This window comes from Bradyrhizobium sp. USDA 4504, from assembly GCF_054063995.1.
On the sequence record NZ_JBSSGV010000001.1, the window covers coordinates 312,698 to 337,250 of the forward strand.

The window sequence follows — 24,553 nt, forward strand, 5'->3', positions numbered from 1 at the left end:
GACGTTGCAGGAGCCTACCGCGCGGCTAATGACCTGTTCGGCGACATCGTCAAGATGACGCCATCGTCCAAAGTCGTCGGCGACATGGCATTGAAGATGGTGTCGCACGGGTTGACCTCTGAAGATGTCATCTCCCGAGATCGTGACATCGCCTTTCCCGGTTCGGTCGTGGAAATGTTGCGCAGCGATCTGGGCCAGCCGCCGGGAGGATGGCCGATAGCGCTGCAGAAAAAGGTCCTGAATGTCGAGGCGCCTATCACGGTTCGGCTGGGATCGCTCCTGCCTGATGCGAATCTCGACGCGGGGCGCGAGGAGGGGGAAAAGTCCTGTGTTCGTGCACTCGATGAGGCAGAGTTCTCCGCGTATTTGATGTACCCAAAAGTCTTCACGGAATTTGTGGCCGTCCAGCGCAAGTACGGGCCAGTTCCGTGCTGCCGACGCCGGTGTTCTTCTATGGCATGAAGGTCGGTGACGAGGTGTCGTTGGAGATCGAGCGTGGCAAGGCGCTGATCGTGCAGCTGACAGCGATCGTACGACGCACGATAACGGGCAGGTCGAACTCTTTTTTCGAATTGAACGGGCAGCCGCGCGTCATCACCGTGCCTGACCGAGTTGCAACCGCAAGTAGCAAGGGGCCCGCCGGAAGACGGAGAACGGGAATAGGCCCACATTGCCGCGCCGATACCTTCTGTTGTCTCGACCGTCAGCGTCGTCAACGACCAGAAGCTCATGGCTGGAGATGTACTGCTTACGCCCGGAGCGATGAAGATGGAAACCGCGCTGCACGACGGAAGGGGCGCTGAGTTGCTTGTTGGTCCCGGTGCCCAGGTTGACTCGAAGGACCTGTTAATTGGCCTGACGCCGTCAGCCGCATGACCCTTCGCTCTCTTCTCGCTCCGAGAGGAGCCGCGACAGCCTTCGAAATAAGCCGGCCTCTCTGAGGTAGCCCTGCGAAGGCAGACTAGCATGCCCTCCTAGCCGCATGCAATATCGGGCCGAGGCAGTGTCCGTAGCGGGCCGAGGCAGTATCGGGCCGAGGCAGCAGCGAAAATCTCTTTCATGCGTAGATGCCCGCATCAAGGACTCGCGATCGGGAAGTCTCTGGAAATTCGAGGCACTTCTTTAGCCATACAAGCCCCGTTGAGTAACAAGCGGGAACGGCACACCAAAGTCTTGGATGTGCGACGGATGTCCGGAAGGGCAATCGCGGTCGGCTGTGCCGTTAACGACAGGTTGAACAACAAAAGAATGATTCGTCCGACGCAAAATGGGTCGGGCAACTCTCTGCCCTTGTTGCTGGTACTTAAGGCGAACCTTGCATGTGGCGAATGCAATCATGTTTCCGCCGAAACGCTGCCAAAGCCACAGAAGTGCCGGTGACATGTTCCTGCGACGAAAGTGCAGAAATCCGACGTACTGTGGGTGATTCCGCAGCTTTTACTTGATTGCAGCCTTACCTTTGCCGAAAATCACCGATGCAGGGAGCTATTTTCTTTTTCGAAAAATGGTCGACACAAGACCCCAGTAGACGACGGCAGGGAAGAGATGCCAGATACCTACATACCGTGCGCTGCCCGCATTTTGTCCAGATTCCGCACCGCCCGCGGGCGCCGTTAGTGTGACTTCGCTCCGCAATTCAAGGCACGTAAGCGGTCCCTGGTACCCGCAGCTCGGGCCGACCTCTTAGGGCGTACTATCGTTGAGCGACCGCCTAGCAGTAGCTGACGCTGTTTGAAATCTCGAACGGCAGCTGCGGCTCGATATTTGCTTCGCAGTCGGAATCCACGCCAGTGTTGGTGCTCATTTTCTTGGGGGAGCGCATGAAGGGGAAACGCATGAAGCTTACGCGCGGAGCCGCGCTTGTGATCGGCTTAGTGGTCGCGGTGTACGGCACGTTGCTGCTCTATCCTCTCTTGCGAGTCTTTGCGGATAGTTTCCGTGAGTTCATCCCGGGCCGTGTTGGCGCTGTCGTGAACGCGCCGCTTACGACGGCCAACTACACGGACCTCTTGCATGAGGCATACTTGTACTATTTTTGGGACACGTTCCGGATCGGCTTCGTCGCGGCCTTTCTGGCGGTGTTCCTGGCGTTCCCGATTGCTTATTTTGTGGCACGCCGGCGCTCGGACTGGCTTCGAAGGATGACCGTCGGCTTCCTCATAACGCTCATGTTCTTGAGCGTGCTGGTGCGTGTGTACGCCATCGAGTTATCCTTTGGGCCCACGGGGTTTGCGCGTGATATCGCGCCGCTATTCGGCCAACAGATCGGAAGCCGCTTCTACATTGAGTTCTTGATTGTGCTCGGGCTGCTCCATTACGCGGTGCCTATGTGCGCCCTCGTGCTCATCGGCACAATCCAGAACGTTAATCCGCGGCTCATTGAGGCGGCCCAGGCGCTCGGCGCGGCCCGCTGGAAGTCCCACTTGGCGGTCACCCTGCCGCTGAGCGCGCGAGGCCTTCTCTCCGCGTTCCTGATCTCGTTTACGGGTTCGGTCAGTGCCTTCATAGTCCCGATGATCCTGGGACGCGGCAAGATCATCTTCGTCTCCAACCTAATCTACAATCGATTCAGCGAGTTGGCCAATTTCCCCAGCGGAGCGGCGGTCGCGGTCGTCATGCTGGCTATCTCCCTGCTGGCAATCTACGCCGTCTCCCTGCTGGCCAGCAACCGCTGGGAGGGCGCCGTCCGATGAAACGCTCCGCCGACAATGTCTTTGGTGTCATGGTGCTGTGCCTCTCCGTTGCCACCATCGCGTTCCTTGTTACGCCACTGCTCATTGCTACCGTTATGTCCTTCGATGCGCGGGAGTTCCTCGGGCGGTTTCCGCCACCCGGCCTGTCGCTGCAATGGTATGTGGGCTTCTTTTCCGACGCGTATTACCTCAGGGGCCTGCAGGTCAGCCTGATGCTCGCGCTGGCTTCGACCACGCTGTCGACCCTGGTCGGCATCGCAGCGGCGTTTACGCTTGACCGTTATGAGTTCCCCGGAAAGCAGTTGCTCTCCGCGTTCTTTCTGTCGCCGCTCGTCGTTCCCCACGTCATCATCGGCTTTTCGCTTTTGCTGTTCTTTTCCACGATTGGCGTGTTCAGTGGACCGATCCCACTCATCGGTGGCCATCTGATCATCACGGTGCCCTATGTGATCCGAACGACTCTCGCGAGCTTGGTGGGAATTCGCAAATCGCTCACGGAGGCCGCCTTAGTGCTCGGCGCCACGGAGCGGCGCGCCTTTTGGAAGGTTACGGTACCCTTGGCAAAGACTGGTATCGCGGCGGGCGCCGTTTTCGCCTTCGCCTCCTCAATGGATGATGTCTCGGTCGCCCTATTCCTGACGGGCCCGAACTTCTACACGCTGCCGGTGGCCATGAAGAACATGATGATGTCGGAATTCGACCTGCGCATAGCCGCGACGGCCGTTTGCCTCATGGCTCTAACCATCGTGCTGATTTGGGTCTTGGATAGTATCGTGGGCCTCGACAAAGTGATTGGGCAAGGCGTTTATCATAAGTAGGATCTCATGACTGTATTAGAGCTCAGCACCGTCTCGAAGCGCTACGGCCAGGAGTTGGCCGTCGACAACGTCTCCTTTCGCGTCGAGGAGGGACATATCGTGTCCCTTCTCGGGCCGAGCGGTTGCGGTAAGACCACGACGCTGCGCCTTGTCGCAGGCTTTGAAGTACCGGATGGAGGAGACATCCGCATTCGCGGCGAGAGCGTGAGCAAGAAGCGCCCCTACGAGCGCAATGTGGGACTGGTCTTTCAGGATTATGCGCTTTTCCCTCACATGAGTGTCGAGGCAAACATCGCGTTTGGTCTGCGCGAGCGCGGCTTCCCCGCCTCAAAGTTCCCGGAGCAAATTCGCACTTTCCTCGATCTCGTAAAGCTTTCCGGTTACGAGAAACGAAGTCCACACCAGCTGAGCGGTGGCCAGCAGCAACGCGTGGCGCTGGCGCGCGCGCTGGTGACTCGACCTTCGCTCCTCCTTCTGGACGAGCCGCTGTCCAACCTGGACGCAAAGCTGCGAGAGTCACTGCGAGTGGAGCTGAGGCAAATTCTTACCTCAGCAGGCATCACCACCATTATCGTGACGCATGACCAGTCCGAGGCCATGAGCCTCGCCGACCACATCATCGTCATGAGTAAAGGCCGGATCATGCAGCGCGGATCGGCCGAGGAAATTTACAGCGCGCCTGCCAACAAATTCGTTGCCGATTTCATCGGGCAGTCAAACTGGTTTATGGGACGGCTCGAGGGGGACCGGTTCGTAACCGAGGATGGACTCTCCATCGTAGTCGCAGGCAAGATTCCCAGCGGTCCCGTGGAGCTCGGCATCCGGCCCGAGCGCATCGCCGTGCGGAGGAAGAGCGAGACCGCCGCGGTTGCCGTGAACACGCTAGGAGGCGTGATCGAGAAGACGGAATATCTTGGCTCGACCATCCACCACTGGATCCGCTTGACCGATGGCCCTAGAATTCACGCCGTCGTACAAAACGACGGCCAGTGCTTCGCACGCGACGGCGAAAGCGTCCGAGCGGAGATCCGTCCCGAGGATTGCCTCGTACTCGCACCCGAGGACTAGAAGCGGCCCCCAAGGACTGCCCTGCCTAAGGCGCGACGGCCTACACGTTGTGTTGACAGCCTGCTACGCAATCGTTGGCACATTCCTTGTGCGTAAAAGGACTGGCCGATTGCGGCGCAACCGTCTAGGCGGTTTGTGGGGCGGTATCTGAGCTTGGCGAAGACATGTTCGATCGGGTTCGAGTCTAGTGTCCCGAATCCGAAGTTCGCATCATTTGCCGCACCTTCGGAGCGAACTTCGGATTCGATAAGGACACTAGCAAACTTATGATTCTAGTGTGCTTTATGAATGCGAAGTTCGTGAAAGTGGCTGCCGCGAAATCGCACGAACTTCGCATTCAGCACACTAGGAGTATTTTGGCAGAAGAGCTTAGCGCCGGCAGAGTATATCAACGGACGCACAATCCTGCCTTTGTGGCCACCGAGATCGTCCATCCCGATAATGGCGTCGGGCTGACGCTCCGACAGGAGGACTTTCTCGAAATAGTCCGGCAGCTTTAGCCATCGATTGCTCCCTCGCCGAAACATTGCGCATCAATCCGGGCGTGGGGAGCGTCATGCCCCTCCTGCGCCAGTGGCAACGTTCGTGGGCTCCCGCGGCGGCGATCCCCGCAACGGATATCGGTCCTGATCCTGATCTTGTCGATGAAGACCAGCAGCTCAAGTGCCGCGCGGTTTTGATATTTAGTCCATGGGCTCGCTGCCGCTCAATCGCGTTCTCCAGCGCGCAAGCCTTTGAGTTCCGTCTCCGCGTGGACGAACTGACGAACTGCCACACCGAGCGATAGCTACGGCAAGGTCAGCAACGAGCCAGCGCAAAGCGAAGTCGTCGCTTCAAATCGCTTTCGGCACTTGACCACCCATCCGGGCGCGGAGCAACGCGGCCAGTCTCATTGACCCGCCAGGCTGGCTGAACCGCTTGGCTGCCCCCTCAATCAGCGGGACGATACGCTGGCGAAAGATGCCAAGTTTTCGTGCTGGCCGTCTCAGCCAGCATGACAGATCAGAAACAGGTTGATTTAGTAAATCCGAGTCGATCCAGCTCGAAATCATACCACTCTAAATTTTTGGCGTGATGTCTCGCTCGAACTTCTTCACCCAGTTGTCCAATTGGGTGGACATATAGCCCCAGTCCGGCAAGTAGGCGAACTTGTCGAACTCTTGTGATGTGAACTGGATGGCTGCGGCGTCCGCGCTCGGCGTCACATTCTGGTTGGCCGGAACGTTGCGGACGTACTGGTGGTACAGCTCCGAGTTCGCCTTGCTCACGCTAGAATTCGCATACTCGATCGCGGCCTTCTTATTCCTCGAGTTCGCCATGACCACCCAGCCTTCGACATAAAGAAGCGCCTTCAGTGATGGGTCCAACTTTGTCAGCGCCTTCGTGGGCACTCTTTTGCCGAGCTTGAAATTGCTGCTGTTCGACCAATAGGTGATGCTGGTTTCGCCCGTCGAGAGCGAGTTCGTAGCCTCGACTATCCGTGATAGACACGACCGATATTGCCGGACTTGGCCAGCTCCTCGAGGAACTTCCAGCCTGGATCAAGATTGAACTCGTTCCCGCCGCGTGCCAGCGCCAGCATCACGAGGGGCGCAGATGCGTAGTCAGTTGCAGTGGGCCAGCAGATCTGCCCCGTCAGTTTGGGATTCAGCAGATCCTCAATGGTCTTGACCTCAATGGGACAACGATCGGTCCGCACAGCGAAGAAACCTCCGTCCACGGAGACCGGGATGCTCTTGATGTTGCCGTTGTCATCCTTAGTCAGGAATCGCTCCGGCACATCCGCCAAGTTCGGCACGTCGGCCATGGTGATTGTTTCCGCCCATCCCTCCTTGATCATCGACTTAACGACCAGTGACCAGTTGTCGACCAGGTCGTAGGGCGTGTTGGGCCATGTAGCCTTGATCTTGCCGAGGAGGGCCGCTCCGCCGCCGGACGACAAGTCCCAGTTGATGTCCGCCTTGTCCCACTTTGCCGCCACCTGCTTCGAGCCGTCGATGTTCGGTGAGGCAAACTCATACACTGTAAGCTGTTCCTTCGCATGGGCCTCGGATGCCAAGGGCAACGATGTGGCGGCCACACCCAGCGCGGCTGCTCCCTGGAGGAATTCTCTGCGTTTGAGCTCCATACCCGTCTCCTATCGTTTCCGGCGTTCACGCCTTTAGGGCTCGCATTCTGAACTTCATAGGGCAGCTGGCATTCTCGAGCAGCCCAGCAAAGCTAAAATATATGGATCGGTTGGCGCAAAAGACCGCATAAAGCGGTTGGGATCGGTGAAACCCTGCAATAAAACAGGAATTTCGATATGCACCAGTAGGAGTTAGCGATTCAATCTCTCAATCCGAAAACAGTTTCGAGTTTGGGTAACCTGTCTGACGAGTGACGTCCGCGGACGACATTATGATCAAAAAGGTGCTTTGTTGCACTGCGGCGAGCGCCGCCGAATTATTCGACAAGCTTGCGAGCCCCGGTAACGATCCTGGCTCGATACGCGGAGACGACGATCTGAGCGAGGTGCAGCGCCCGCGCCAGCGAAGCTTTGCGCGATCACAATTGCCTGCCCCGCTCGGCAGTGGGCAAAGTGGAGTAGAACGATTTCGATGCCTCGATCGTAGCGGTAGCTTCTGCTATGCAGTGTTCCTCACGCGTGAGCTTGTCGCCAATCAGGGGCGACAGCCGGAAGCGATTGATTTGCATCGGACGACACGTCCGTCACCGACTCCCTCTCCCAGCGCTTGGTTTCTATTTCAACTGCAGCGACATGAATGATGCGGTCGAGTCGCATCGCTGCAACGGCAGCTCTATCCAAGCGCCGCAGGCCTCAGCTCAGAGCTATGTCCAAATTCGTAGTAACAGGCTTGTTTTTACAGGGTTTCACCGATCGCGAACCGATCTGCGCGGATTTTTCGCATCGATCCGCTGTAGACTGATTGAGACGGCCAGCTTTCAAGAACTGGCATGAGCCCATAAAGAAGTGCTCAGCAAGGAGACCCAAGTGAGTGACAAGCGTCATCGTATCACAGCGAAAGCTGTACGAATATCGTCACTACCATGCGACCCTCGGCAAGCTTGAAGCGATGCACAAACGCCACGAGGACTCGATTTTGTGGTTATTAGGATGCTGGACACCGACCTTCGGCGGGTTCAACAACGAATTCATCTACGTCAGCGAATGGGATAGCCTCGCTGAGAGGGAGCGCGTCTTGAAGCAGTTCGTCCAAGACCCCGAGCGGCCGGCGCTCTGCGAAGAGACGAACAAGAAGGGAGCACTGGCGGCGCGAGTCCACGTCGAGCTGTGGCGCACCCCGACCTACGCGCCCGAGGCCCGGGTCCGCACCCGCTGGTGTGCGTCGAGCCTAGGAATCTGGTCGTCCCGCGAAGGAGCCCTGAGAGCTGTTGAGCTGCAGTGGCGAGAAACGCGTGGCAGAGAGTGCCGGGGCAATGTGACGAGCGGGCATTGAGGTGGCCCGCATTCCGGTCGCCTCAACTCTTGGTTCGCATCGTCGTTATGTAAACTCCGTCCGGAGCAAGTGACATGAGCACCCAACGTCTCGGCTTGATCATGAATGGCGTGACTGGCCGCGTGGGACGGAATCAGCACCTGATCCGCTCGATCATAGCGATTCGCGACCAGGGCGGCGTCCAGCTCGGAAGCGGCCAGCGGGTCATGCCGGACCCGGTTTTGGTCGGTCGCAATGCCGATAAGGTAGAGCGGCTTGCGCAGCAATTCAGGATCGACCGCTGGACCACCGATCTCGATAAGGCGCTCGCCGACAAGGACGACTCCGTGTTCTTTGATGCCGCGACGACAGAGGTGCGCCCAGGCTTTTTGACGCGAGCAATCAACGCCGGCAAGCACGTCTATTGCGAGAAGCCGATCGCGACGACACTTGAGAACGCACTGCGCCTAGTGAAGCTAGCAAATGCGAGAGGCGTCAAGCACGGCGCCGTGCAGGACCAGCTATTTTTGCCGGGCCTGAGGAAATTGGCCTTCCTGCGCGATTCTGGTTTCTTTGGCCGTCTGCTATCGGTGCGCGGCGAGTGCGGTTATTGGGCATTTGAGGGCGACGACTGGCGCGAGGCGCAACGTCCGTCCTGGAATTATCGCGCTGAAGATGGCGGCAGTATCATCCTCGACATGTTCTGCCACTGGCGCTACGTGCTCGACAATTTCTTCAGCGAAGTCGAGAGCGTAAGCTGCATCGCGAACACCGACATCCCTGAGCGCTACGACGAGCAGGGGAAGAAGTACAAGGCGACGGCTGACGATTCCGCTTACGCGACCTTCACCTTGAAAGGGGGCGTGATCGCCCACATCAACATGTCCTGGGCGACGCGGGTCTATCGCGATGACCTCATGACCTTCCAGGTCGACGGTACCCTAGGCTCGGCAGTTGCCGGTCTCACCGACTGCATGATCCAGCCGCGGCAAGCAACCCCGCGGCCGGTTTGGAATCCAGATGAGAAGCGGATGCACGATTATTATGCCGATTGGCAGAGCGTACCGGATATTGTCGTCTATGAAAACGGGTTCAAGGCGCAGTGGGAGATGTTCATCCGTCACGTTTGTGAGGACGCCCCCTACAAGTACACGCTGCTCGAAGGCGCCAAGGGAGTTCAACTTGCCGATTGCGCGCTGCAAAGTTGGCGGGAGCGACGCTGGATCGACATACCTCCAATCAAGTTATAGCGGAGCGCTATCTCGCCCTTTCGTCCTTCTGAACTCCGCGCTCACGCTGCACAGCGGCGCAATGCGGCCGACCTCGCCGCCGGCGAGCTGAACCGCTTCCTTGTGCGCCGAACCCTCTCAACCCGGAGGTCCGGTATTCAGAATGCCGCGCTTGCGAAATTCCCCGCAGTTGATTGATCCGAAGAGAGCGATCCCGTACTGCGCCATTGCAGGAGCAAGGAGCGGCGAAGTGCGCAGAGCGCGGCTTGTCGTTGACGCATTTCGCCGGTTTCCGCTGTCCTGCCGTGCCCAATTGCTGCTTTTCGTCACCGCACTGCTCTATCGTTTTCTCTGTGTGACATCTCCGATCGCAGCGCAGCTGAGATCTTGGTATTGCTTTCACCTGGGAGAGATAGTGTGGCGATTAGTTACCTGACGGACATGAGGGACATCGGGGGCAGGGCTCCTACTGCTCAACATTATGACGAGCAGGTCAAGATGGCGAAGTTCGCGGAGGAGCTTGGCTACAAGACGGTCTTCGTTGCCCAAAACCACGCATCCGACGACGGGTTTTGCCCTGCTCCTCTCGCCGTTCTCGCTGCGATGGCGCGGGAGACGAAGCGCATCCGCTTGGGGACTGGCATTATTCAGCTTCCGCTGACGCAATTCAGACGAGTCGTCGAGGAGGCATGTGTCGTTGACACGCTCTCGAATGGCCGGCTGACTTTGGGCGTCGGACTCGGGCAATATGAATCCGAGTTTAAGGCATTCGAGCGCTCGTTGAAGGATCGCTCAAAGCTGATGGAAGATGGGCTTACCTTCCTTAGGCACAGCTTCTCCGGTGAGCCGCTTCCCGATGGACTTCCGCTGAGCGTTCCACCTGTGCAACGACCAGTGCCGGTAGTTGTGGGTAGTTACCTCGCGCGGCCCACGGAGCGTGCCGTGCGCCTGGCTGACGGCCAGTTCATGACATGCCACATGGACCAAGAAAGCGATCTTGGTCGCAGATGGAAAGAGATTGTCTCGCCCGCGCTACAGAAGTACGGCCGCAGCCCCGACAACTTCCAGCTGCTTCTCATGTCGGTGATCTGGGCATCCGACAACCACAAGGACGACTGGCGTGATTTCGTGGAGCCAGCCTACCTCTATCGATACAACAAGTCGGGAAGCCTGTTCGATAAGCAGAAGCTTCCGCAGCTATACGACGTCTTGGACTCAGCTAAAGCCCAAGGGCCGGATGGAATGCGTAACCGCATGCTGGTCGATGCTCCTTCGAAGGTTGCTGCTCGATTGAAGAAGGTTCGAGAAGTCTATCCCTTCAATGAGTTTATTATCTATAAGCTCAATGGGATTCCCCACGACCAATTCGCAAAATTCCTTCAAACCTTCAGGGAGCAGGTGGCCCCGGTCGTGTTTCCGGAGAGGAAGTGGTGAAATCGATGTGGGCGAGCGAATAGAGCCCGCTGATTCTGACTTTTTGTCTCACGCATGAAGGCGAACCAGATTGGAATGATCAGATCGTGAAGCCTTCGGGGGCCTGTGCGCTGGACGTAGTGCGGGATTGCTTGCTCCGACGTATCGAGAGTTGCCAGGTGCTCGAAAGGCGTGTCTTAGCCTATCTTTAGAGGGAACCATGAAAGAGGGAACCATGAAACTGAAGCGAAGACAACTCCTCGAGGGCGCCGCAGCCCTTGGTACTCGCCACGCACAAAGCCTATGCGAAGGACAGCCTTCCGGTCGTGGAGTGGGGGCCTTCCGTACATCGACCCCGCAAAAAAGATAGCCGCCAAGCGGGACACAGCCGACATCACATGGGTTTTGCACTTAGGTGGTGCAGCAGCCATCCTCGCCAAGATCAAGGCAACGTGACCGAATCCTCCATACGACGTCGTGCTTAACGTTAACCTTGGAATCCAGAGCTTGATCCGAGAGGGCTGGCTAGAAAACATTACGACGGCAAATGCACTAAATCTGGTTGATGTGCCCGACAAGTACCTGATGAAGGACGAAAAGGGCAACGTCAAATGCGTTCCGCGTTCAGTCGATGGAATCTGCTTTATGTATGGAGCGACCGCTGTCCGATGCAGATCAAGAGCATCGAGGATCTGCTTAGCCCCAAGCTGAAGGGGCAAATAGCTTGGCCCGTCGTTACGTTTTCTACGGGAGCACCGATCCTGCCGGCGGCTTGGCACGCGACGGGAACGACCGTAATCCGGAGCCGGGCTGGAATGTTCTGGGCGAGCTCGCGAAATCGAGGAACATTGGTCGCGTGTATAGCGGCGGTAGCGATCAGATGAATCCGATCTCAACCGGCGAGACGAGTGTCACAGTTCGTACGAATAGCGTGCGGGCAACGCTCACGAAGCGTGGCATACCTACGGCGGCGCTCACCAAAGTTGATCCTTCGCTTGAGGACGGTCTTCTATTTTGAAGCCTACACGGTCTTATCCGGTTCGAAGCACCAGAAGGCGGCAATCGAGTTCATCAACTTCGCTACGAGCCAGGAAAACTCTGAGTTTTTCCATCAGAACGGAGGGGAAAACAGCGATGCCAAGGGTTACATGCGAACGTAACTCGACGCCATCGTGAAGAGGTTCGAGAAGGACGTCACTCCATACCTGTGAGGTCAGCGCACACTTCAATTCGTCAATGACACGTTTCGAGTGTTTTGCTGAGTTAAGGCGAGCGAAAACGAAACGTGAGCCGCTTCAGCGCTGCAAACGTGGTGATCTCGCAAAGTATCGATCAAATCTCGCGCTTCATTTGGGCACCGTTCATACTGCTCATGCTGACTCGCATGGACTACGACTACGCCGTTGCCATCAAGCGTCGTGGGGATGTCTCGGGCCTCTGTCACGGAGCGGCGCCCGCCATATCGATGCCGAGCGCGGTTGCGCCACAAAGCCCGCCTGAGCGATCTGTCAGCCCCCATCAATTTCGCCGGACCGATCAAGTACCCGCGGCTTTGAACTTGATCGAATTGGCGCCACCCGCCGTGGCCGACGCGCGCAGAGTAGGTCAAAATGAGTAGGAAGCGCACTAGCTTTGCACGGATTCACCGATACCGGGGCGATTTATGCTGCCTTTGCGCGCCGACCGATTCATATATTTTATGTTTGCTGGGCTTCTCGAGAAAGCCGCTGCCCTACGAACTTCAAAATGTGAGCGCCTAAAGGCGTGAACGCCGGAAACGAGAGGAGACGGGTATGGAGCTCAAACGCAGAGAATTCCTCCAGGGAGCAGCCGCGCTGGGTGTGGCCGCCACATCGTTGCCCTTGGTGCCCAAAGCCGACGCGAAGGAAATGCTTACAGTACATGAAATGGCATTGTACATCCCCGCCTCGAAGAAGGTGGCGGCGAAGTGGGATAAGGCGGACATCACCTGGGACCCGTCCGGTGCCGGAGGCGCGGCGCTCCTCGGCAAGATCAAGGCCACATGGCCCAACTCGCCCTACGACCTGGTCGACAATTGGACTCTCGTCTTTAAGTCCATGGTCAAGGAGGGATGGGCAGAAACTGTCACCCTAGTCGACGTGCCGAATTTGGCGGATGTGCCCGAACGATACCTGACTAGGGATGACAACGGCAACATCAAGAGCATTCCCCGTTCGGTGGATGGAGGTTGCTTCGCCGTGCGGACCGATCGTTGTCCCATTGAGATCAAGACCATTGAGGATCTGCTCAATCCCAAACTGAAAGGACAGATCTGCTGGCCCGCTACGACAGCTTACACGTGTGCACCCCTCGTAATGCTCGCCCTGGCGCGCGGCGGAAACGAATTCAATCTTGATCCAGGCTGGAAGTTCATCGAGGAGTTGGCCAAGGCCGGCAATATCGGTCGCATCTATGGGGGAAGTATCGAAGGCGCGAACTCGATCACGACGGGTGAAACTAGCGTCATCTACATGTCGAACAGCGCCGTCGCCGCCCTTGGCAAAAGAGTTCCCATGAACGCGCTGACAAAGACGGACCCGTCCCTGAAGGCGCTTCTTTATGTCGAGGGCTGGGTCGTCATGGCGAACTCGAAGAATAAGAAGGCAGCCATGGAGTTCGCCAATTTTATGGTGAGTAAGGAGAATTCGGAACTGTTCCACCGAGACGTCGTCACCGTTCCGGCCAACGAAAAAGTGAAGCCGAGCCCGGACGCCACCCCCGTCCAGTTTACGCAGCAAGAGTTCGACAACTTCGCCTACTTGCCGGACTACGGCTACATGGCCACACAATTGAACGGCTGGGTGAAGAAGTTCGAGCGCGACATAACGCCGAAGATCTAAAGCGGGATGGTTCGGTCGAATCGATTTGGAATCCCTAATCAGTTTGTATCTGATTTGCCATGTTGGCCGCGAAGACGTCCAGCATGGATGGGGCGTGGTAGTTGTTGTAACTCTTGGTAAACGGAGGCCGCATAAGGGTCTGGGAAGTGCAGGACGCTTGGGGAATCGATCACTTGAGGCTGGTGGCTGGTCGACCGGGCCGCCCCACCGGCTGCGGGACCTCGGCAAATTACCTCAAGATGCGGGCAGCGTCGCTGAACTCTCGTGACCTGGCGGCCGTCGAAAACAAGGGCCGGCTGGAAAGCTGCCTCTAATCCCGTTCTCGGATGGAGCCGGTGAAGTTCTGGCCGTGGGGCCTGATGTTACCCGAGTTAAGTCGGGTGGTCGCGTCTGCCCTAACTTCTTTCCGACGGACCGCCGCTGGCCGCGGCTCGTGTGGGCGCCCGCGGTTCGGCATCTGCCCCTGGAGTTCTCCGCGATGTCATCGTCACAGATGCAGAGTCTGTGAGCCACGTTCCGGCTTTCCTCTCACGGATAGAAGCTGCAACTCTGCCCTGTGCCGCCCTCACGACTGGAGCGCCTTGATGGTCGAGGGGCGCTAAAGGCAGGTGAAAAGGTTCTCGTGCTCGGAACGGGCGGGGTGTCGATCTTCGCGCTTCAGTTCGCAAAGATGGTGGGAGCTGAGGTGATTGCGATGTCAAGTAGCGATTCGAAGCTCGATGTGGTCAAGAAGTTGGGTGCTGACCAGGTCATCAACTACAGACAAAATCCAGATTGAGGCAACGCGGTCCTTGACCTCACGAAGCGTCGCGGAGTGGATGGGGTCGTTGAAGTTGGTGGGGCAGGGACCATCAGTCAGTCGCTCACGGTAGCAGGAGATGGCGGCAAGATTGCTCTCATTGGTGTCCTCGGTGGCTGCACCCAAGAAATCGCGATATCCACGGCAATGATTCTCGGCAAGAACTCGCGCCTGACCGGAATGTCTGTAGGGGGCCGGACGGAATTCGAGCAGATGGCCCGTGCGATAGCTAATGCTCGTCTGAAGCCTGTCATCGACAAGCGCTACTCGTTCGAAGAGGTACCGCTCGCGTTAAAGAGAATAGCCGAGAATTCGCATGTCGGCAAGATATGCAACGATTTCTGTCAGTAGCTCGTGATCTGTCGCCTGTTTGTAGCTCGTGAAGTGTCGTGTTTTCGGTGCTCCGGAACAAGGGGGGCACGATGGGCACGGCATCCATTCACGAGGGTGTACGACGGATGCGGTTTTCAGATTTGCTGGATCGGACGGAGGCGAAGGAACTGACGCAGGAGGCAGCATCGGAGGTTCTTGGGATCAGTGTTCGGACGTTTCAACGCTGGGCGGAGCGCTATGAGGCGGAGGGCGACGACGGGCTTGTCGACCGCCGGCTGGGGCGTCGTTCGCCACGGCGGGCGCCGGAGGAGGAGCTGGAACGGATGCTTGCGCTGTACCGGGACAAGTACGCGGACTTCACGGTGAAGCACTTCCACGAGCAGATGCAAAAGCGGCACGACTATGTGCTGGGCTATACGGTGACGAAGCTGGCGCTGCACGCGGCGGGGCTGGTGCGGAAGGCTCCGAAGCGTTCGGCGCACCGCAAGAAGCGGCCGCGGCGGCCGCTTCGGGGCATGCTGCTGCACCAGGACGGATCGCGCCACGTTTGGATCGAAGGCCTGCCCGCGAGGGACCTGATCGTCACGATGGACGATGCGACCAGCGAGATCTACTCGATGGTGCTGGTCGAGGAAGAAGGAACGGCCTCGACCTTCCAGGCCTTGCGCGAAGTGATTGGCGAGCATGGCCTGTTCTGCGCGCTCTACACCGACCGCGGCAGCCATTATTTCCTGACCCCAAAAGCTGGCGAGAAGGTCTCGAAGACGCAACAAACCCAGGTGGGACGGGCTTTGTCGCATCTTGGGATCGAGCATATCGCAGCCTATTCGCCGCAGGCGCGCGGGCGTTCCGAGCGGGTGTTCGGCACCTTGCAGGATCGGCTGCCGAAGGAGCTGCGGCTTGCCGGGATCACGACGGTTGAGGCTGCCAACGCGTGGCTGAAGGCGCATTACATCCCCGGGCACAACGCCGCGTTTGCGATCAAGCCCGAACAGGAAGGCACGGCATTCGTGGCCGATCGGCATGAGGCCTGGCGCGAGGCGCTGTGCGTGATCGAGGAGCGAACCGTCGCCAACGACAATACCGTTGCATGGAACGGTCGGCGGCTGCAGTTGCCGGAGAGCCGGCTCAGGCCTCACTTCGTCAAGGCTGTGGTGCGCCTCCATGAGTATCCCGATGGCACCGTCAGCGTGTTCCTCGGACCGCATCGGTTGGCGATGTTTAGCGCCAACGGACAGCAGATCAGCCCCGACGCGCCCCAGCCTGGCGGCGTGCTCGGAGCCGTCAAGGACAAGCCCTGGCGGGCGCGCAAGCGCGCGTCCTTGACCGCTCCTGCGCGCGCCGCCGTCGAGAAAGCGCGGGTCGGGACGGAGAAACGGGCTTCAAGTCGAACAAAGAAACTCACCCACAGGGCTAAAACCGCCACAACAGCCGTGGCATGATCAATCAGGGAAAGCCGTCCCCGCCTTCCGGCTCCCCTGCAAATCAGAAACGAAGGCGACAGATCACGAGCTACAAAAACACGACATCTTCACCCGCTACGGACAGATATGCAACGATTTCGCGACCTAGCGAGCTCGGCGTGCAAGCTCTGCGCTGCAGGCCGGTCGGGGCAGCGCATGGTTTGAGAAGTGCAAGATGCTTTGCGTCACCGGCCTTCCGACTGGAATGTCTCGATCCTTGCGGTAGCCAGGTCCAGTTGGAGCACGCTGCAAATAGCGTGAAGTTGCTTAGCCCTCGCTTGGCGTAGTCCGTTGAAGTTACATCGACTCGATTGAGAGTGATCGAGTCGCGACCGCATCGCTGCAATCCGGCCGCAGCGACATTCATCTGGCGTTTTGCTGGCTTGGCGGCTCCAGCCAAGCAAGGTCCGAGTTCGTATCAACCGCCCTTGTTTTTGCAGGGTTTCACCGATCACGAACCGATCTACGTGGGTTTTTCGCACCGAGACCCTATAAACTGCTTGAGATGCCCTGCTTAAGACTTCAGCGGAAAGAGTGCCTGGGGCATAAGCGGCCATAAAAACAATACAGAAGGAGACCGAAGAGTGAGTGACAAGCGCTATCGTATCACAGCGGGCAAGGTCTACGAATTTCGTCACTACCAAGCGACCCCTGGCAAGCTTGAAGCAATGCACAAACGCCATGAGGACTCGATTTTGCGGTTATGGGGCCGCCACGGCGTTAGGCTGGTCGGATACTGGATCCCAACGTTCGGTGGGTTCACTGATGAGCTAATCTACGTTTGCGAATGGGATAGCTTGGATGAGAGGAATCGCATCTGGTCAACGTACCTCGACGACCCGGAGTGGCAAGAAATCTGGAGAGAGACTGATAAGAAATACGGAGTGATACACGGCAGAGTTCACACCGAGCTCTGGCGCGCAGCGCCGTATGTGCCAGAGCCTCTCGGCGTGCTCGCTGCAGTGCGGAAAGACCGAACGGGGGATGACCAAGGTTACGAATATCGTATCAAGCAGGGCAAGCTGTACGAATATCGCCGCTATGCAGCAACTCCTGGCAACGTCGAAACGCAGCATCGACGCTTCGAGACCGGTGTCTTGCCGATGTTAGCCCGTCATGGCGTCAAACTGGTTGGGACGTGGATACCTACATTCGGCGGGTTTACCGACGAACTCATCCAAATCCAAGAATGGGACAGCTTGGCTGATAGAGAGCGCGTCTGGAAAGAGATCCTCCAAGATCCGGAGTGGCAGTCAATCAAAGAAGAGGCAGACAAGAACGAGCCGGTGACAGCCCGAGTTCATACCGAGCTTTGGCGCGCCGCTTCGTACGCGTTGGAACCCCGCGCCACGCCTGCTGCTCTGAGGCAGACCTAGTCATCCGTCAAGGATCCCAAGCTACTGCGCTTGGGCGTGGCAAAAAGTCGGCCGTAAAGAACGCTGATTTCAGCCTGTGCCGAGCTGAAGTCGGACCGTGAGCTGGGCGAGGATTTGGGACAGCAAACGGCTGAGCCACCGGATCAGGCGACGGAAGTTGTAGCCGACGGCAGCGAGGACAGCGTTGGCGGCATCACCCTGGCGATGCCACAGATAGTTGCGCCCCATGCGACGCTCGGATTTGAGATGGCCGATGACCGGCTCGACGGCGGAGCGGCGGCGCAGCTCGCGTTTGATTGCAGGCGTCACCCGCCGCTTCTGGCCCGAGATGAACACCCTGATCTTGTAATCGGCTGGCGCATTGTGACCGCGGTAGGCTTTGTCGAGCAACATGCGCTCGATGGTATTGCCGACCAGCGCCTCCATGTCCGGGATCACGGTTTCGAGCGTGTGGCCGTCATAGGGATTGCCGGGCAGCGACTTCACATGGGCGACGAACTGGCCGCCTTTGGCGTGCGATAGCGTCGTGGCAACGGAGACCTTGACGCCGAACTCGTACGGCCGGTGCGCCTTGCCCTTGCCGATGCACTCCACCTCCGGTGCGTGCAGCGAGTAGATCTTGCGGCCACGCTGGTGCTGCTTCTGATCGAGCACCCGTCGCGCCAGCACCAGCATGCGGTCGAGCGCGATCTCATCGAGCAAGTCGGCGCCGCCCACGAGCTTGTGGGCGATGTCGCGGATGACGCGGCCGAGATAGGTTCGGAGCGTCCTCAAAGCCCGGTTGGCGCGCTTGAACTGCTTGGCGTGAGCGTAGCGCTGATTGCCCACCCGCCCATAGGACTGACGCAGCTTGATGCCGGCGCCCTTGGCGAGCCGGACCAGGATCTCGCGGGCGCGGTTGAGAAGCCTGGCATCAGTGGGGAACATCACGTTCTTGGACTGCACCGTGGTGTCGACGATGACGCGGTTGAGGTCGCTTGGCTTAAGAGCCTTGGTCTTGGTGGCAACCGAAAGACTCTCCTGCAGCAACGCTTGCAGCTTCTCCTCGCCCATGCGCTGGCGCCAGCGCGTCAGCGAGGAGCGGTCGAACACCAGACGGTGCTGGAAGAACTCCTCGCAGCAGAAGAACTGGTAATAGGGGGTTCTCCACCCAGCGCTCGCACAACACCTCATCGGACAGGTCGTAGGTGTGCTTGAGGATCGCAAGACCCGCCATCAGCCGCGTCGGCAGCGGCGGCCGGCCGGGCTTGTCCTCGTAGACCGCCCCGAACTGCTGCTCCAGGAACGACCAGTCGATCGTCCGCGAAAGCTTCACCAGCGCATGGCTCATGTCGATGATCGCGTCCAGCCGCGAGCGCAGAAGATCGGCCTGTCCGCTGTCCCGTCGTTCCTTGGGTGTCGTCACCGAAGGAATCACGACCCGCGATTCGACGGAATCTTGAAAATGAATTTGCAAGCTTCCAAGATCTCAACGGCAAAAGCTTGCAATCTCAACCGCCATTTCAACCGGAAAATCGACTCCCGCTCAATGGCTTGGAAGATTTTTCACGGCCGACCAAAAAGCGCGGCGATGATGGCGGGCCGTTACGCTCATGCCAAACAGTTCAACCGGCATCAGCGGCAGCTGCGCATCCTGCGCAGCCGGTTGGGCCGGATCATTCGTGACGTCCGCCGCAAGATCAAGGGCCACGCGACACTGGAGGAGGCGTTCGCCCTCCCGCTTGGCCGGGCGACACAGATCCGCTCGCGGCAGCAGCGACAACGCGGCTGGAAGCTGTATTCCTTTCATGCCCCGGAGGTCGAGTGCATTGGCAAGGGCAAGGCCGTCGCGCCTCATGAGTCCGGAGTGAAGGCCTCCATCGTTACCAACAACCGCCGGGCAGTCGCTGCCCGACAACCCTTACGACGGTCACACATTGCGGGACGTCCTTGACCGCACCGAGGCACTCACCGACTGTGCGATCGAGCGGGCTTATGTCGACAAGGGTTATCGCGGCCACGACGCGCAAAATCCCCGCCGCGTCTTCATCTCCGGCCAGAAGCGCGGCGTCTTCGGCGTCATCAAGCGCGAGCTGCGCCGCCGCTCCGCCATCGAGCCCTTCATCGGACATCTGAAGGCCGAAGGGCACCTCGGCCGGTGCTATCTCAAAGGCCGTGCCGGCGACGCCGCCAACGTCCTCCTCTCAGCTGTCGGCCATAACTTCCGCAGCGTCCTCGCCTGGTTCAGAGAACTTTTGTGCCTGTTGCTGCTCTCACTCTGGCGCTCGCTCAACTGTCCAGTTCAGCTCAATCCGGGTTCTTAACAGGCGACTACTTTCAAAGGCTATAGCAATTCAGCACGGTAGCTCACGGCGTTTCGCAATAGTAAGCCCGCCATTGATCAAAATGACGCAAGAAAAACGCCCACGTCGAACAGGACGAACGTGCCGACATTCGCGACGCCATCACCAAGCTCTGCGCGCAAATTTCGGGCGAATACTGGCGCAAACTCGACCGCGAGATGGCCTATCCGAAGGCTTTCGTCGATGCCTCACCGAGTCCGGTTATCTTCCGGTCCTGACCCCGGAGGAATATGGTGAGGCGGGCCTGAAGCTATCGGCCGCGACTGCGATCCTGCAAGAGATTCACAAGAATGGGTACAACGCTGGCGCCTGCCATGCTTAGATGTACACCATGGGCACGGTGATGCGGCCCGGTAGCGAGGCACGAAAAGCCAAGTGGCTGCCGAAGGTCGTAACTGGCGAGTTGCGCTTGCAGTCCTTTGGCGTCACGGAACCGTCCGACACGTCGTCCCTGAAAACGTTCGCCCGGCGCGAGGGCAATGACAGCTATGTGGTCAATGGCCAGAAGATCTCCCGATCCGCGCCATGATGAATCACTCTACGACGGAAGTGCTCTTCACTGACATGAAGGTGCCGGCGGAAAACCTGATCGGCGAGGAAGGCAAGGGATTCCGCTACATCCTCTCCGGCATGAACACCGAGCGCATTTTGATCGCATCCGAATGCGTCGGCGACGCCAAATGGTTCATCGGGAAGGCCTCGACCTACGTCAAGGATCGCGCCGTGTAAGGCATCCAGTTTCCGATCGCGAAAGCCTATGCCGCGATGCGTGCCGCGGAACTGATGGTGAAAGGAAGCGACGCGAAAGTACGAAGCCGGCCTCGACTGTGGCGCGGAGGCCAACATGGCCAAGATGCTGGCGGCGGATGCCTCGTGGGAAGCCGCCAACGCCTGCGTACAGACCCATGGTGGCTTCGGCTTTGCCGAGGAATATGATGTCGAGCGCGTGTTCTGCGAAACAAGACTCTATCAAGTGGCGCCGATCTCGACCAACCTCATTCTGTCCTTCATCGCTGAGCCTGTGATCGGTATGCCGCGTTCCTACTGAACGAGCTGCTGCGTCATATTGCTCGCGGCCATCCTTCGAGACGCGCGCAAGGGCACGCTCCTCAAGGATGGGACTTTCAACGCGCTGAGGTCTAAAACCCTCATGGCGAGGAGCGTCGCATTTTGCGACGCGTCTCGAACCATGAGGCCGACGCAACGATGACATTGCCATGCTGCCGCTTGAGGGGATCACCGTCATTGCCGTCGAACCGGCCGTTGGCTCGCGAATGCTGGCGCCCATGTCATCAAGGTCGAACGGCCCGAGGGCGACTTCGCCCGCGGCTATGACGCCGCCGCCAGGGGGCAGAGCAGCTATTTCGTCTGGCTCAACCGCGGTAAGGACTCGGCCGTCGTCGACCTTGCCACCAAGGAAGGCCGCGCCGAACTGGAGCGGCTGATCGCGGGCGCTGACGTGCTGCTACAAAATCTCAAACCCGGCTCGATGGACAAGCTCGGCTTTTCGCTCGACCGCCTCAAGGCGGATTATCCGAGCTTGATCTGCTGCACCATATCAGGTTACGGCGACGAAGGATCCTACGCTACCGCAAGGCCGTCTGGAAACCTGAACCGCCAATGCGCAAGGCCAACCACCAAGAAAGGTACCGCGACGTGGTGAGTTGAAAGCCGCGCGATGGAAGTACTCACTGTCCCAGCCTGCAGGCAAGCAGTAGGCCGTGGATGCCACTAACGGCAGCGACACATTCGTTTAGCGTCGGGCGCGTCCTTCATCGATAGCCGGATCAGGACGGACGCTCGAGCATTCTGCGCACGCGCACAGGGTCGGGACCGATGTGGAATGCCTCAGCTTGCTTGTCCAAGTCGCGCTCAGACGTTGTCCAACGATTGCGCTGGCGCAAATAATCGAGCCACGTCGGGCAGTGATAGCGCTCGGTCCACAGTTCGGGATCGGCGATATCGCGCGCGATTGACCAGCCGTAGGCCCCATTGCGCTGGCGAGACAGTTGTATGTCTCGCATCAGATCACGAAACGCGCGCGCATTCCCCGCTGCGACGCGGTATTCGATCTGCACGACAAGGGGTCCACTACGATGTGTAAGCGGAAGCCGCACCTCCGGATCGGCCCGCACCTCTGCCTCCTGGCTGAGCACATTGATCCCCGGCATGCGCAGCCAGAGCCCAATAACCGGCGATATCGCCATCAGCGCGGCAGAGCAAAGCAGCGCAACCTCGACGCCGGCAAGATCGGTGAGGTGGCCCCAGCCCCAGCTACCGACGGCGAAGCCACCAGAGAATGCAGCCTGATAGGCCGCAAGCGATCTGCCGGACACCCAGCGCGGCGCGGAGAGCTGAACGCCGATGTTGAACAAGGTAGTTGTCATTGTCCAAACCGCACCCGCTAACAGCAGAGCGGTCGCGGTCAGAACCGGAACACGGCTCAGCGCCACGGCCGCGATCGCGCCTCCCATCGACAGTGTGCAGCAGCGTACCGCGGCTTCGCCACTCATGCGCTTGCGTACCTTGCCGATACTGAGCGCTCCAACAACGGCCCCGAGACCAAAGGCACCGAGCATGACACCATAGGTCTGTGCATCTCCGTGCAAGAGATCTCGCGCGACTAGTGGCATGAGGGCCGAGATAGAGCAACCGATTAGACCGGTTACCATGGCGCGAGCAATTACGATCCTGATCGAGGGTGCATTACTGATGTAGCGCAAACCCGAGAGAATGGCGCGGCTCAGCTGTTCCCGCGGCAATCGTGGCGGCTTGGTCAGACGCTTCCATAGGAGGAGCGCCGCCATTAGCGGCACGAATAGTAACGCGTTGAGCGCAAAGGCTGCTACTGTGCCTGCAGTCGCAACCACAATACCGCCAACAGCAGGTCCGAAGCTGCGGGCGATATTGTAGCTGATTCCATTTAGCGCAACTGCGGCAGGGAGCGCTTCCGGGGGCACCTGCTCGCTAACGGCGGATTGCCACGCGGGACCCATTAATGCCATGCCGCTGCCTACTACGAAGCAAAGCACAAGCAACAAATTCGGCGTGTTGTGGCCCAACCAATCGATCGTCGTCAGCGTAGTTGCGCCGGATAGCGCGATGGAGAGTGCTATGACCGCGACAATTCTGCGGTCGTACATGTCGGCAACGGCGCCGGCCGGTATCGCGATCAGCATGACGGGCAGCATCAATGCGGTCACGACCAGCGCGACCTTATCGGCTGACGAAGTCATCTCCGTCATCGCCCACGCTGCCCCAACAAGCTGAATGAGGAGGCCGAGATTGGACGCTAGGCTCGCTAACCAGATGTATCGGAAGGGGACAAAGCGCAACGGACCGGTGATGCCGTCGACGCCGGACAGCCCTGGCTGATGCGGATCGATCATATCGGCTCTATGCATGCCTTGCCTTGAGCCAAATCGGCAATGGCCGGACAAGTTTGCCGCTCTTGGATGGACGAGCACTCTGATAACCTCATCTTCTTTGTGCAGTAGAAGAGCGAATATCGCATGAGCCAGCTCACCCTCGGAGCTACCGTCTGAACTGCGTGCTTCGTCCGTTGGTGCGCGATGTCCGAGCGACGCCGGTTGCCGCCTGCTCGCTGACGCGAAGAGGCGTAACCACTCGAGTTTTGTCGAGCGATTGCCGTGATCCGGCTGAGACCACCCCATTCAGCCGTGGCGACTGACCGCCCTGGTTGTTCAAGAATCCGAGACTTAACGAGCAAAGCAGCGTCGAGCCACATGGGATTGCTTTAACATGCAGTGCAGCCATGTCCCGCAGGAGCTGACGAAGACGAACATCCCCGACAATCCCGACGCCTTTGTTTTCCGTGACACACTAACCGCACGGGTAAGCTTGATCAGCCAACTGACGCGTATGTCATCCGGCAAAGATCTGCGAGGTCGTAAATAGGCAGTTTTGTGCTGCGACGAAGTGAGGCCGAAATCATCGGGAATGCCGAGCACTCGAATAGGAACGCTGCGATCTCAGGATCTTCCTTTCGCATTCGGGCAACGCAGTCAATCACGTCTCTCTCGATGGCCGCGTCCTCAGTGAAAGGCGGAGGACGCTTCATCTCGTTGCGCCACAATTCCCCGCCTTCTATGCCGCCGATCACGATTCTTGCTAGGTCGCTCGGATCATCGACCAGAAGCAAGCTTTTTTCCAGGGAGGTGGAATCGGCTGTCACGACAGCAATCTTTGTAGACTGCGGAAATTGGCGCAGTAACCCCGGAAGAAGAAGAAGGCTGGATAGCGCCACCGGAACTCTCACCGACGCGGCGACGGCCTGCTGATGGCGGATAGCGAAGCCGCAGTTCGCGGTGATCGCAACGGCGCCGCGCTCGACCAAGCGGCGAGCGGCTGCGATGTAGGCCGGCTCGAGCGCGGAGTCGCCACGGATAACCCTGTCCGCCCACGCCCCCTCAACTGTCTCCGCGATCAGAGGAAACTCGAGGAAAGCCCCGAACCTGGGCTTTGGCGATGGCGAGCCGGGCGGCAAGCCCCGCTCCAGATTCAGAACCCCCAGAGAACGGGGGGCTGGCGATGTCATTGTTGAACCTCCGAAGCGTTAGTGTCGAAATGAAGGCAGTGTTCAATCAGGAAAGCGATATCCAAGCCGGGCGCAAGAAGCGGCTCGTTGCCGAACTCCATCGCGGCTAATGCCGTGCTTGACCAGCAGAAATTGATTCCGATCATTGAAATCCCCAACA

Annotated in this window: 14 protein-coding genes and 7 pseudogenes; 15 read left to right on the plus strand and 6 right to left on the minus strand. The window is 58.8% G+C overall.

Going from position 1 to position 24,553, the window contains the following annotated elements:
* Positions 1-30: 30 nt before the first annotated feature.
* The 4 genes and pseudogenes from ACVMB1_RS01345 to ACVMB1_RS01360 form a co-directional block, all read left to right on the plus strand.
* A pseudogene (locus ACVMB1_RS01345) lies at positions 31-462 on the plus strand (pyruvate carboxylase); the annotation flags it as partial.
* 1,373 nt (positions 463-1,835) lie between these two features.
* Positions 1,836-2,693 (plus strand): ABC transporter permease, encoded by an 858-nt coding sequence (locus ACVMB1_RS01350; RefSeq protein ID WP_456848097.1) that lies wholly within the window; start codon positions 1,836-1,838, stop codon positions 2,691-2,693.
* On the plus strand, positions 2,690-3,511 hold the full coding sequence (locus ACVMB1_RS01355) for an ABC transporter permease (RefSeq protein WP_456848099.1): 822 nt from the start codon (positions 2,690-2,692) through the stop codon (positions 3,509-3,511). The genes ACVMB1_RS01350 and ACVMB1_RS01355 overlap by 4 nt, the downstream gene beginning before the upstream one ends.
* A 6-nt stretch (positions 3,512-3,517) precedes the next feature.
* Complete coding sequence (locus ACVMB1_RS01360) at positions 3,518-4,579, plus strand: ABC transporter ATP-binding protein (protein WP_456848101.1); 1,062 nt, start codon at positions 3,518-3,520, stop codon at positions 4,577-4,579.
* A 1,058-nt stretch (positions 4,580-5,637) separates the two neighbouring features.
* Here ACVMB1_RS01360 and ACVMB1_RS01365 read toward each other — a convergent pair.
* Both ACVMB1_RS01365 and ACVMB1_RS01370 read right to left on the minus strand, forming a co-directional pair.
* Positions 5,638-5,946, minus strand: a complete 309-nt coding sequence (locus tag ACVMB1_RS01365; RefSeq protein WP_456848103.1) for a hypothetical protein — start codon at positions 5,944-5,946, stop codon at positions 5,638-5,640.
* Between the two features lie 107 nt (positions 5,947-6,053).
* Positions 6,054-6,707, minus strand: a complete 654-nt coding sequence (locus ACVMB1_RS01370) for an extracellular solute-binding protein (RefSeq protein WP_456848105.1) — start codon at positions 6,705-6,707, stop codon at positions 6,054-6,056.
* A gap of 871 nt (positions 6,708-7,578) precedes the next feature.
* On the opposite strand from ACVMB1_RS01370, the gene ACVMB1_RS01375 reads away from it, so the two are divergent.
* The 8 genes and pseudogenes from ACVMB1_RS01375 (at position 7,579) to ACVMB1_RS01410 (ending at position 17,493) form a co-directional block, all read left to right on the plus strand.
* Entirely contained in the window at positions 7,579-8,040 is a 462-nt protein-coding gene (locus ACVMB1_RS01375) for an NIPSNAP family protein (protein ID WP_456848107.1), read from the plus strand.
* A gap of 74 nt (positions 8,041-8,114) precedes the next feature.
* Positions 8,115-9,269, plus strand: coding sequence for a Gfo/Idh/MocA family protein (locus ACVMB1_RS01380; protein WP_456848109.1), 1,155 nt, complete (start codon positions 8,115-8,117; stop codon positions 9,267-9,269).
* A gap of 396 nt (positions 9,270-9,665) precedes the next feature.
* Complete coding sequence (locus ACVMB1_RS01385; RefSeq protein ID WP_456848111.1) at positions 9,666-10,682, plus strand: LLM class flavin-dependent oxidoreductase; 1,017 nt, start codon at positions 9,666-9,668, stop codon at positions 10,680-10,682.
* A 1,772-nt stretch (positions 10,683-12,454) separates the two neighbouring features.
* Positions 12,455-13,522, plus strand: coding sequence for an ABC transporter substrate-binding protein (locus ACVMB1_RS01390; RefSeq protein ID WP_456848113.1), 1,068 nt, complete (start codon positions 12,455-12,457; stop codon positions 13,520-13,522).
* Between the two features lie 313 nt (positions 13,523-13,835).
* A complete protein-coding gene (locus ACVMB1_RS01395) occupies positions 13,836-14,030 on the plus strand; it encodes a hypothetical protein (protein ID WP_456849856.1) in 195 nt (64 codons plus the stop codon).
* Positions 14,031-14,216: 186 nt separating this feature from the next.
* Positions 14,217-14,672, plus strand: a pseudogene (locus tag ACVMB1_RS01400) (zinc-binding dehydrogenase).
* 107 nt (positions 14,673-14,779) lie between these two features.
* Positions 14,780-16,096, plus strand: a complete 1,317-nt coding sequence (locus ACVMB1_RS01405; protein ID WP_456848115.1) for an ISNCY family transposase — start codon at positions 14,780-14,782, stop codon at positions 16,094-16,096.
* A 605-nt stretch (positions 16,097-16,701) separates the two neighbouring features.
* Entirely contained in the window at positions 16,702-17,493 is a 792-nt protein-coding gene (locus tag ACVMB1_RS01410; RefSeq protein ID WP_456848117.1) for an NIPSNAP family protein, read from the plus strand.
* Between the two features lie 69 nt (positions 17,494-17,562).
* On the opposite strand, the pseudogene ACVMB1_RS01415 reads toward ACVMB1_RS01410, so the two are convergent.
* A pseudogene (locus ACVMB1_RS01415) lies at positions 17,563-18,898 on the minus strand (IS5 family transposase).
* Positions 18,899-19,051: 153 nt separating this feature from the next.
* On the opposite strand from ACVMB1_RS01415, the pseudogene ACVMB1_RS01420 reads away from it, so the two are divergent.
* From ACVMB1_RS01420 to ACVMB1_RS01430, 3 pseudogenes are all read left to right on the plus strand, one after another.
* Positions 19,052-19,796 (plus strand): annotated as a pseudogene (locus tag ACVMB1_RS01420) (IS5/IS1182 family transposase); the annotation flags it as partial.
* Positions 19,797-19,924: 128 nt separating this feature from the next.
* Positions 19,925-20,883, plus strand: a pseudogene (locus ACVMB1_RS01425) (acyl-CoA dehydrogenase family protein).
* Positions 20,884-21,052: 169 nt separating this feature from the next.
* A pseudogene (locus tag ACVMB1_RS01430) lies at positions 21,053-21,423 on the plus strand (CoA transferase); the annotation flags it as partial.
* 205 nt (positions 21,424-21,628) lie between these two features.
* Here ACVMB1_RS01430 and ACVMB1_RS01435 read toward each other — a convergent pair.
* The 3 genes and pseudogenes from ACVMB1_RS01435 to ACVMB1_RS01445 all read right to left on the minus strand — a co-directional run.
* Positions 21,629-23,224 (minus strand): annotated as a pseudogene (locus tag ACVMB1_RS01435) (MFS transporter); the annotation flags it as partial.
* Positions 23,225-23,700: 476 nt separating this feature from the next.
* The gene (locus ACVMB1_RS01440; protein WP_456848119.1) at positions 23,701-24,393 is read right to left on the minus strand and encodes a hypothetical protein; all 693 of its coding nucleotides are present in this window, start codon (positions 24,391-24,393) and stop codon (positions 23,701-23,703) included.
* Complete coding sequence (locus tag ACVMB1_RS01445; protein ID WP_456848121.1) at positions 24,390-24,539, minus strand: hypothetical protein; 150 nt, start codon at positions 24,537-24,539, stop codon at positions 24,390-24,392. The genes ACVMB1_RS01440 and ACVMB1_RS01445 overlap by 4 nt, the downstream gene beginning before the upstream one ends.
* Positions 24,540-24,553: the final 14 nt, after the last annotated feature.

Coding starts and splice junctions, on each gene's coding strand:
- ACVMB1_RS01380 (WP_456848109.1), top strand. CDS start 8,115: ATGAGCACCCAACGTCTCGGCTTGATCATGAATGGCGTGACTGGCCGC.
- ACVMB1_RS01370 (WP_456848105.1), bottom strand. CDS start 6,707: ATGGAGCTCAAACGCAGAGAATTCCTCCAGGGAGCAGCCGCGCTGGGT.
- ACVMB1_RS01355 (WP_456848099.1), top strand. CDS start 2,690: ATGAAACGCTCCGCCGACAATGTCTTTGGTGTCATGGTGCTGTGCCTC.
- ACVMB1_RS01350 (WP_456848097.1), top strand. CDS start 1,836: ATGAAGCTTACGCGCGGAGCCGCGCTTGTGATCGGCTTAGTGGTCGCG.
- ACVMB1_RS01405 (WP_456848115.1), top strand. CDS start 14,780: ATGCGGTTTTCAGATTTGCTGGATCGGACGGAGGCGAAGGAACTGACG.
- ACVMB1_RS01360 (WP_456848101.1), top strand. CDS start 3,518: ATGACTGTATTAGAGCTCAGCACCGTCTCGAAGCGCTACGGCCAGGAG.
- ACVMB1_RS01440 (WP_456848119.1), bottom strand. CDS start 24,393: ATGACATCGCCAGCCCCCCGTTCTCTGGGGGTTCTGAATCTGGAGCGG.
- ACVMB1_RS01390 (WP_456848113.1), top strand. CDS start 12,455: ATGGAGCTCAAACGCAGAGAATTCCTCCAGGGAGCAGCCGCGCTGGGT.
- ACVMB1_RS01445 (WP_456848121.1), bottom strand. CDS start 24,539: ATGATCGGAATCAATTTCTGCTGGTCAAGCACGGCATTAGCCGCGATG.